The following is a 9,235-nucleotide window of genomic DNA, read 5'->3' on the forward strand; positions in this document are numbered from 1 at the left end:
GGGAAGCGAGGTCGACCAACAGACAGTCAGCTTCTAACGGCTCAACTGTGAGTTCCACAGTGGACAGATCTTCCAGGGCCCGGCGCAAACTGGGCCGCCCTCCTCCGAAGAAAATCTTGACTGGACGAATTCTCTCAGTGGTTTCCATTTTGAGCGCAGGATCGGATGAAAAGGGCATACGCGAAACTGTGCCTCAAATTTACTGGAAACGACAGGCTTATCCGTGCTGTCAATCGATAGCATGACACCGTTCACCAGGTGATTCTTGCTATCACCTGAGAGTGACACTCGGAATTCTTGATTGCTCTGCTAATCCTTATGTCATCCGTTTAGTTGACATCCAGATTAATCCTATTCGACTACTTGAGTTGAAGGGTGGCGCTGTAAAAGAGTAGGGAGGCGATCACTATGGGTGACTCGCTGCACAAGAGAAATTCACAGGAAGAGAGGAGAAAGATATGAGCCGGATTCTGGAGATTGCTGACCAGGTCAGTGACGTCGGAGTGAGCCTTCACGGTGAGAGGGCGAGCTACTTCGAGCCCACCGCAGCACGCTGTTCGTCTTCGAGCACCTGCACCTGCTGCTGCACCTAAGCAGCACATGGGCGCCGGGCAGTCCTTTGCCCGGCGCCCATTCCGTTTCATACCTATTTGGGAGTCGTGACCGTTTATGGAGTATCCAGCAGAGTCGACCCGTTGCGATCCCGATCTGCACGTCGACCTGAGGAGTGTGCGGGTAGGGGCGGAATTTTTACGTCCTCTCCATCCTGATCTGCGCAAGTTCGTGATCCGGCGCGCCCTCGACGACGTCGCCGACGACTTCGTACACCTGCAACAAGCTGCAGAAACTGGGGTTCGAGGGAGTCGTCGCGTCGGAATCGCGACCGCGCTGCAGACGTCCGTAGCTCAGCGCAGTGAGAACGAACTGCTGATTTCCGGGCAGGAAGTCATGCAGGACTGGGAAGCCCCATTGATGAAGTCGATGAGTCGTGTCGCAGCCTCCCACGGAGGGCATATTCTCGAGGTCGGATTCGGTATGGGCATCTCAGCTGGATACCTTCACGACGCCGGCATCGAGACACACACGATCATCGAAGCTAATCCAGAGGTGGCGGCCCGGGCGAAGGAATGGGCTCGGCGACAGGAAACAGACACACGGGTCGTGGTTGGGCGCTGGCAGGACGCGCCGAGCGACATCGGCCCCTTCGAGGGCATTCTCTTCGACACATACCCCGCAGACGAGCATGAATACGAGCAACACGTCCTTCAGGCGCCGACATTTGCCGAGCACTTCATGCCATGGGCGGTAGAGCACCTAGTCCCCGGTGGGGTCCTTACGTATTACACGATGGAGGTCGACTCACTCAGTCGCCGCCACCAGCGGGCACTCTTGAATCACTTCGAGTCTTTTCATGTCAGCCGCATCGAGGGTTTGCGCCCACCCACTGACTGCACCTATTGGTGGGCCAATTCCATGGCCGTGGTCGGCGCAATCCGCGGGAAGTAGAGGGAATTTACCGGCGATTTTCTCTTACGCACCTGTACTGGAAAGCATCACTTCCCGCCACATCCCTGTCTCTTCACCATCCGCCTTGAATGGATGACTTACCCATGGTCTCGTTATTCCGTTCGACCGCGGGCCATGAGGGCATATCCAGCCATGCCTATCACTACGCCCACCGTGAGCGCAGCCGCTGCCACACCCGGTGATCTGTCACTGGCGAAGTAGGCGATCACCGCGCCTCCGATGCTGGGTGGCAGTGTAAACAGCAATGCAACAATCCAATTGAAGAACGATCCTCGTTCACGTGGTGCACTCATTGTCTGCAGATCCTTTCGATTCCGGTCCGATTCTTTAGGTCCTTGCCTGTGCTGTTCGATTCATCGCCGGTGTCGCGGTGTCCAGCTGAAACGCCACGCGGCGACACCGATACTGGCCCCTGTCCAGAGCGCGCAGGAGACTGCTGCCGTCCAGTAGTCACCGGCGCCTGCGGTCCCGCTGTAGCCAGCGATGGCTAGGGCCACACCTTCGCCGAAGGGGAGGAAGGACGCTGTGGTCTGCACCCATTCGGGCGCTGATTCGAGGGGGAAAAAACCTCCGGAAAGCATCAGCAGCGGCAATGCCAGAGCATTTGCCACCGGTCCGGCGGCGTTTTCTGACGGGATGATCGCGGTGAGGGCGAGGCCCATCGCGCTCCCGGTCACAGTGAGAAGCAGTACCGCGATCAGGACTGCAAGCGGTTGGACCGGTGTGGTGCCGCCCACGATCACGGCGTAGACCGCGATTACTGCAACACCGAGCAGGGACAGCAGTGCGGAGGCACTGATGCGGGACGCGAGCAGAGCGCCGCGGGGGGCGGGAAGCAGACGCCACCGTTTGAGTAGCCCGTACTCCCTCAGGTAGGTGAAAGTGATCGCGATGTTGGTCAACGTGCCGCTGACCACGGCAATACCCATAGTCGCCGGCGCGTAGTAGGTCATGGTGTCCTCGCCCTGTGACCCGATGACCGAGAACGTGACCAGGAAGATCAAAGGCAAGGCAACGGAGAAGAATGCTGCGGCCGGATTGCGCAGTTGCGCCAGCAGGTCGTACCGCAGCTGCCACAGATACAGCGTTGGAACGCCGATAGCGCGCGATGCGGGAGTCTCGAGAGTTCGATCTTTCATGATGCGACGCCACTCGACTGGGGTGAGGATGCTTCCACCAGGTTGAGGTAGACGTCCTCGAGTGTCGGGGTATGAACCGCCAAGTTCACCGGCGTGAATCCTTCCGCTGCTGCGAGGTTGGTGATCGTCGCAATCACCTCGCTCGGGGTTCGAGTCATGATCTGCCACAATCCCGAATCGACATCTTGGCTCGCATCCGCCAGGAACGGAGGGATCGGCCGCCCCTCGAGTTCTGGCGCGAAGAACTCCACTCGGGCCGCGATGTCACTGCGTTCGCTCAACTCGCGCGCCGTACCCTCATGCAACACTCGGCCGGCTACCAGGATCACTAAGCGATCTGCCAGAGTTGCGACTTCTTCCAGCAGATGGGTCGTGAGAATCATTGCTGTGCCGTGGGAAGACAAACTTCGAAGCATCTCCAGTAGATCCCGGCGCGATTGCGTGTCCAGCCCCGTGGTGGGCTCGTCCAGGAACAGCAGATCCGGCCGACCAACCAGTGCCAGAGCTACTTCCAGCCGGCGACGTTCCCCACCCGACAAGCGCGTCACGCGGCGCTTGGTCAACTCGCTCAAGCCAGTTCTGGCCAGTACTTCGTCAGGGGGGAGGGGGTCGGAGTAGTAGCCGGCGGTCATGGTAGTGAACTCACCCACGGTCAGTTCACTGTCCACTCGGCAGTCCTGCAGGACTGCACCGATGCGCGCCCGCCATTCACGTGGTGCAGTCCATGGAGTCTGGCCGAAGACCTCGACGCGACCGCTGTCGGGACGCTGAAATCCTTCGAGGCATTCGACCAACGACGTTTTGCCTGCACCATTCGGTCCGAGTAGGCCAACCACTTCACCCGGAGAAACGGTGATACGGGCACCATCGAGGATGGTGATCCCGCCTCGGCGCAGCACGACGCCTTCGGCCGCGACAGGAATGTTCCGGCGCTCGGCAGTGGAGTGGGCTTCGGATGTAAGTTCGTTCACCCCTCCGATGATTCGGGATCTGAGGTGGAAGCGGAACCGCTGAACGGGCTACCCACCCTCCATCGATCGGGGGAGGACACAAGGACGAGGCGATACCATACTTAGCGTTCGAGGGACCTCGGAGCATTCGAAGGGGATCGGTATGACGAAGGTGCAGTCCGGTCAGTCGAAATCGGAGGTCCCGGAACCGACGACTGCTGGTGACCCGCCGATTCGACGCAGCGGCTGGATCCTGCTGTGGTCAGCCAACGTAGTGATTTCGTTGAGCGTGATCGCTCTCCTCCCGACACGGGACACCGCCCACCTCGTCGTGGCTGGAGTCTTCGCCGGCATCGGATCGGTCCTGGTCGCCGTGGTGGGGTTGCGCCTGTTCGACAGCACCCGAGACGGAGAAAGCGTCTCGGGTGTCATGGCGGCCGCACTCGCTATTCCTTGGTGCGCAGCGATTTTCGCAGCCCCAGCCCTATGGCTGAGTTCGCCGACGACGTTGGCCCTCCTTTTCGGAATACTCGACCGCCGCGTCGCCTACCTCGCGTCGACGGCCTACGCAGCCGCCGGATCCAGCGCGATCTGGCTGACCATGGATCTCTCGCCAGGGATGAGCGTTGGCGCTGCGGTCGGGACGTTCGTGTACAGCCAGGTGCTCAGTTGGCAGATTGCCCGCATCATCGGTGAATCACATGAACGAAAAGAATTGCTGCGCCGGTTGGAGCGAACCCGAGGATTGCTCGCAGAGACCAGCCACCACAACGGAGTCCTGAGCGAACGACAGCGTCTGGCCAGGGAGATACACGACACCGTCACTCAAGGACTCGCCAGTATGCGAATTCTCCTTGAGGCTGCGGAGATCGAGATGGACACCGACCCCGACAAAGCGCGACAACATCTGCATCTAGCGCGGTGCACGGCGGACGAGAGTCACCAGCAGGCACGCACGCTGGTGAACGACGGAGTCGTTGACGGTCTCGAGCAGGAGGAGCAGTACAGTCTGGTCCAGATGCTGGACCGGCTCGTGCAGAGCCAGTGGGCCTTCTCAGCAAAACTGTCGGTAGAGGGCGAACCTCGAACGCTGAATGTCCGAACTACCGTGAACTTGCTTCGTATCGCTCAAGAATCGCTCGCCAATGTTCACAAGCATGCGCAGGCCGAGCGGGCCACCGTTGCACTCCACTACGAGAGAGAGTCCACCACGTTGACCATCACTGACGACGGCGTCGGCTTCGACGAGGCAAACGTATTCGGCCGCGGCTACGGGCTTTCCGGGATGCGTGAGCGAATCACCTCGGAGGGCGGTGAGTTCAGCGTATGCACGACACCCAAGTCGGGAACGACCATCCACGTACGAGTTCCGGCCCTATCCGATTGATCTTGGCCGACGACCATACCGTCATGCGGCAGGGACTACGCGCGCTCTTCGACCTGCACGAGGAATTCAGTGTCATCGGAGAAGCTGACAGTGCAGACGCCGCCGTGTCAGCGGCTCTGGAGCTACGGCCCGACCTCGTATTGATGGACCTGCGAATGCCTGGGAGCGGCATCGAGGCAACACGGCAAATTACCCAGGCTGCCTCAGACGTGCGAGTCCTCATTCTGACCACCTACGACAATGACCAGTCCGTCGTCGGCGCCATCGAAGCCGGGGCGGTTGGCTATCTGCTGAAGTCCGCCTCAACCCAAGAGTTGCTATCGGGTGTGAGATCCGCCGTGACCGGCCGATTGGTCATCACCCCTGAAATCACAGTCAAAATGGCACGCCACAGACTCGGTCAACCCGTAGCGCCGTTGTCCAAGCGCGAACGAGAAGTACTCACCCTGGTTTCGCGGGGAAACACCAATGCTCAAGTCGCTCGACGGCTCGGCATCGGAGAAGCCACCGTCAAGACACACCTGCACAGCAGTTATCGCAAACTCAACGTCACCGATCGGGCGAGCGCCGCAGCCACAGCAGTTTCGAGGGGCCTCATCCCGCCACTCCACACCAACGAGTGACCGAGCCGGATGACGATCGAAGGCCCGGCCGGGGTTTCGTCCCGGCCGGGGTTTCGTTCTGACCTACACCGAAGCGTTGCGGTGGCCTGCGCAGCGGAATCTGTATCGCAAATCGACTGCCGATAATATTTATTATGTCATTCTATCGACGAAAGTCTCTGCACCGCAACGATGCTCGCACACGTAGCACGATAAGCCGGGCACTCCGCGGCGGCCGGTCCAATGTCAGCCGCGCACCCCTCGGCCACTCAATAGATCGATTTCCTACGGCAGTTGGTAGTTCAACTCGAATACCTTGCTGTCCAGCCGAATCCCGATGACACCGACCGGCTCTGTGAGCATGATGTCCGCAGTCACTGGGTAATTGGTGTTCGGCAGTGGATCTACGAGGTACTTCGCGGACTCCCCTGTGCAGTTGTACGTGGTGTATGTGGCCGCATCCTCATCGACAGTGTCCGATCGCTCGCCAATCACGTAGTACGTGCCGTAGGGGTTGAACTCTTGGCTCGGCGGGGGCTGCTTGGTATGGACCGTTATATCGAGAGCTGCAAAAGATGTCCCCGCCGGGTACGGCTCCCATGTCGGCTCGAAGAGCTCACTAGGGCACTGGTCCAAGGCGTAGTACTTCAAGCCGTTCACGGTGAAATCAAACGACCCGGCGGCGACAGTCTCGCCCACTTGAATGAGTTGCGCCCCGCGTTCACTGGTCGGGTAGCTAGGTGATGTGATCCCTGGCGGGATCGAGTAATTGGGCGGCTGCTCCTGCTGCTGGCTACCGCCACTGCACGCTGAAAGAGCGATCCCAGCGGTGACAAAGACTCCGGCTCCGACAATTCTGCGATCCATGGTGGGCTTCTTTCGTTTCCCCCTGTATCGCATGTCGTGAATGGCGCCGACGCCGTTACCCGAGGTTCTGCGTCGGGTCGAAGGTCATAGTGAGGGTCGAGGTAGCCGACCAGCACAAAGCGATGATCAGCGGAAACCGCGCACCGTGCAACCTCCAACGAACTCGGCGGCATCGCTAACCGAGGGGTCGACGGGAGTCCTATCGCGCTGGCCAATCGGCTGCGTATTGGTCCGAGACCTCGTCGTGGTCGCGGTAGAGCTGCTTGCGTTTGCGCGTCGGAAGTCGGTCGCCGAAGACTATGCCGTTGATGTGGTCAGTCTCGTGTTGGAAACAGCGCCCAAGGGTGCCACCAGCGGTGATTTCGATCGGGTTGCCGTACTGATCGCGTCCACGACAGGTGGAGAACTCTGGGCGCGCGAGGTCAGTGAAGGCGCCCGGAAGGGACAGACATCCTTCGCCGTACTCGACGAGCTGCCTATCTATCCCTTGAGGGAGGTCGACAACCGGATTGCAGACGATGCCGGTGCGCCGTGTCCCTTGCTCGTCGGCGCAGTCGTAAATGAACACCGCGAGGTCAACGCCGATCTGTTGAGCGGCCAGTCCAGCACCATCCGCCGCGATGTTGGTAGCGAACATGACCGTCAACAGTTCTTGGAGATCGCTGCCGAAATCCGTCACCGGCTGAGCCGACGTATGAAGCACAGGGGAACCCCAGCGAACGATCGGTTTCGCGGTACCCAGGCGGAGGAGTTCGGAGACAGGCATGACAGTCATGTTCCGCTATGGGGCTGACCAACACAACGAGGTGCCGGGAATTCCAAATGAATGGTCCTGAGAGGGAGAGTGCGGTTATGTGCTAACCACGCACGGAGCACGCCCGGCTGCTGGGAGATAAGTTAACGTCGTTGCCATGTCATTTACCGTGGTTGATGCCTCGAGCATTCCTGCCGGATACGGGCCGCATCCGGCGGCGAGTCCGTACGACCGCCGTATCAGTGATGCCCTCGGCGTCACCGCGTTCGAGGTCTACCAAGTAGAGCTCCCGCCGGATGCCGAGACCGTGCCGCACGATCACATCGATGACCACAATGATGATGTTTACGCCATCACTGCCGGCGATGGTTGGCTCGTGGTCGATGGCGAGGCCGTACCTGTGGAGCCAGGGCAATTCTTATCGGTCGACATGGGCCACACGCGTCACCTGCGTGCGGGCACGAATGGCCTGACCTTCATCGCTGTGTGCGCCGAAGCCAAACGCTGATTGCTTTGTTTGTCCTTCGGCTCTTTCTGCTCACCTGGGGCTGGTTGGCAGCCCTGACGGCAATCGGATCACGGGGGACGGCAAAATGGCGGATGTGACGCGATTCGATGAGACTTGGCACCGTTTGCTTGCATGGACGGCTGGTCAGACTCCTTCGGAGCGTCTGGCAGCGTTGGTTCTCGACGAGGAAGGCTACAAAAGCATCGATCCTGCGCACCCTCTCGGAGGCCGAGACGGCGGGGCGGATGCGCTCCTCCAAAGAGAGGGGCAACCTTGGGTGATGGCGGTCTACTTCCCGCGGGGTCAGCAAACAATCACCGAAATAGCAGAAAAGCTAGCCTCCGATGTCGAAAAAGCGAAGAAGAAGTCGTCGGCCCTCATAGGGGTTGCATTCGTGACGAATCAAGAATTGCGCCTTGCCGAGCGAAAGACGTTGCGAGAGATGGGTGGCGAGGTCGAGATTGACTTAGTCCACCTGGAGCGGATGACGACAATTTTGGATCGCCCTCGAATGGCCGTCGTGCGCGAGCAGTTTCTCGGTATCGCGGCCGGTCCACCGCCGATTCTGGTCACCGCAGAAGTGCTCGGCGTTGCGCGATCCTTCGACTGTGCGGAAGAATTTTTGAACAAGATCGTCGAAGTTGAAGCTGCGAGGACCAACGAACGGAACGAAAATCTTCGGAGTGCCCTCTCCGATCCCGTGAAGTTCTCTCAAAATTCCTCCCTGATGAAGGCGCTGGGGTACGCAGTGCCGGACAAGCCAGCACAGCCGCTCTCCGTAGACGAGATCGCAAGCCGCGTGGAGGCGTTTCGCGCTGATTTGAAGAGTCGATGGCCGCAGTGCCAAGACTATCTCGCAGGAATTGCTTGGCCCGCAATGCATCTCAAAATTACAAACCTGGCCCAGTCATTTCTCACCAATGTTCAGATCATCCTCACCTTCGAAGGAGGCCGAGGACTAGATTTTGCGCTGCCAGAGCAGTTCGAGTGGGAACGACTAAAAGACCCCGCATGGGAGCCACGACAGGACCCGTTCGGAATTGCTCCCATTCGCCTACCGGATATAACCCCGGTGGGACATCCGATTTCGTGGGACCACAACGACGCCGGCGACCTAGAGGTCATTGTTGATTTGCCGGAACTGCGGCCGCATCCACCATGGCGACATAAGGAAGACGAGATCGTCCTCGTCGCTCGTAGCAGTAGCGACGAGTCAGTAACGGTCCGCTACACCGTTACTGCCCACGGATATGGCACGGTGTTCGAGGGAGAACCGATCCCGATTCCCGTCGAACGCGTAGACATGTTCGACTCCGCTCAGGTTGCTTTCCAAGCAGAGAAGGATCACCGCGGCTAACCAGTCGGAGCAGTCCTTAGCGGTGAGGGCGCACTCAAGCGATTGAGAGGCGCTTCGCCCACCCCAATCAAGCAGCAGCGATTACTCAGCTTCGCCCTCTTCAAGGCCATCTAAGTCCGCTTCATCGGTGGCGAGTCCGGCTAT

General features: G+C 59.6%; 10 protein-coding genes. 5 read left to right on the forward strand and 5 right to left on the reverse strand.

From position 1 onward, the window contains the following. Positions 1-669 precede the first annotated feature (669 nt). Complete coding sequence (locus tag DBV08_RS18590; RefSeq protein WP_221621612.1) at positions 670-1,506, forward strand: class I SAM-dependent methyltransferase; 837 nt, start codon at positions 670-672, stop codon at positions 1,504-1,506. 113 nt (positions 1,507-1,619) lie between these two features. Here DBV08_RS18590 and DBV08_RS18595 read toward each other — a convergent pair whose 3' ends face one another. The 3 genes from DBV08_RS18595 to DBV08_RS18605 are packed head-to-tail and all read right to left on the reverse strand — an operon-like array spanning position 1,620 to position 3,637. Then, positions 1,620-1,820 (reverse strand): hypothetical protein, encoded by a 201-nt coding sequence (locus tag DBV08_RS18595; protein WP_124568429.1) that lies wholly within the window; start codon positions 1,818-1,820, stop codon positions 1,620-1,622. Between the two features lie 60 nt (positions 1,821-1,880). Then, a complete protein-coding gene (locus DBV08_RS18600; RefSeq protein ID WP_124568430.1) occupies positions 1,881-2,666 on the reverse strand; it encodes an ABC transporter permease in 786 nt (261 codons plus the stop codon). After that, the gene (locus DBV08_RS18605) at positions 2,663-3,637 is read right to left on the reverse strand and encodes an ABC transporter ATP-binding protein (RefSeq protein WP_185564736.1); all 975 of its coding nucleotides are present in this window, start codon (positions 3,635-3,637) and stop codon (positions 2,663-2,665) included. The genes DBV08_RS18600 and DBV08_RS18605 overlap by 4 nt, the downstream gene beginning before the upstream one ends. A gap of 142 nt (positions 3,638-3,779) precedes the next feature. Here DBV08_RS18605 and DBV08_RS18610 point away from each other — a divergent pair, with 142 nt between their 5' ends. Next, the gene (locus DBV08_RS18610; RefSeq protein ID WP_124568432.1) at positions 3,780-5,003 is read left to right on the forward strand and encodes a sensor histidine kinase; all 1,224 of its coding nucleotides are present in this window, start codon (positions 3,780-3,782) and stop codon (positions 5,001-5,003) included. Then, the gene (locus tag DBV08_RS18615) at positions 4,943-5,626 is read left to right on the forward strand and encodes a response regulator transcription factor (protein ID WP_124568433.1); all 684 of its coding nucleotides are present in this window, start codon (positions 4,943-4,945) and stop codon (positions 5,624-5,626) included. The genes DBV08_RS18610 and DBV08_RS18615 overlap by 61 nt, the downstream gene beginning before the upstream one ends. Positions 5,627-5,890: 264 nt before the next feature. Here the strand turns inward: DBV08_RS18615 and DBV08_RS18620 are convergent, their stop codons facing one another. Next, on the reverse strand, positions 5,891-6,304 hold the full coding sequence (locus tag DBV08_RS18620; RefSeq protein WP_148090790.1) for a hypothetical protein: 414 nt from the start codon (positions 6,302-6,304) through the stop codon (positions 5,891-5,893). A 367-nt stretch (positions 6,305-6,671) separates the two neighbouring features. Further along, the gene (gene def / locus DBV08_RS18625; protein WP_124568435.1) at positions 6,672-7,238 is read right to left on the reverse strand and encodes a peptide deformylase; all 567 of its coding nucleotides are present in this window, start codon (positions 7,236-7,238) and stop codon (positions 6,672-6,674) included. A 145-nt stretch (positions 7,239-7,383) separates the two neighbouring features. Between def and DBV08_RS18630 the strand changes: the two genes are divergently transcribed. Continuing rightward, positions 7,384-7,734, forward strand: a complete 351-nt coding sequence (locus DBV08_RS18630; RefSeq protein ID WP_124568436.1) for a cupin — start codon at positions 7,384-7,386, stop codon at positions 7,732-7,734. 85 nt (positions 7,735-7,819) lie between these two features. Beyond that, positions 7,820-9,091 carry a hypothetical protein gene (locus DBV08_RS18635; RefSeq protein ID WP_124568437.1) on the forward strand — a complete coding sequence of 424 codons (1,272 nt, stop codon included), beginning with the start codon at positions 7,820-7,822 and terminating at the stop codon, positions 9,089-9,091. Positions 9,092-9,235 lie beyond the last annotated feature (144 nt).

The organism is Rhodococcus sp. KBW08 (assembly GCF_003852455.1).
GTDB lineage: Bacteria > Actinomycetota > Actinomycetes > Mycobacteriales > Mycobacteriaceae > Rhodococcus_F > Rhodococcus_F baikonurensis.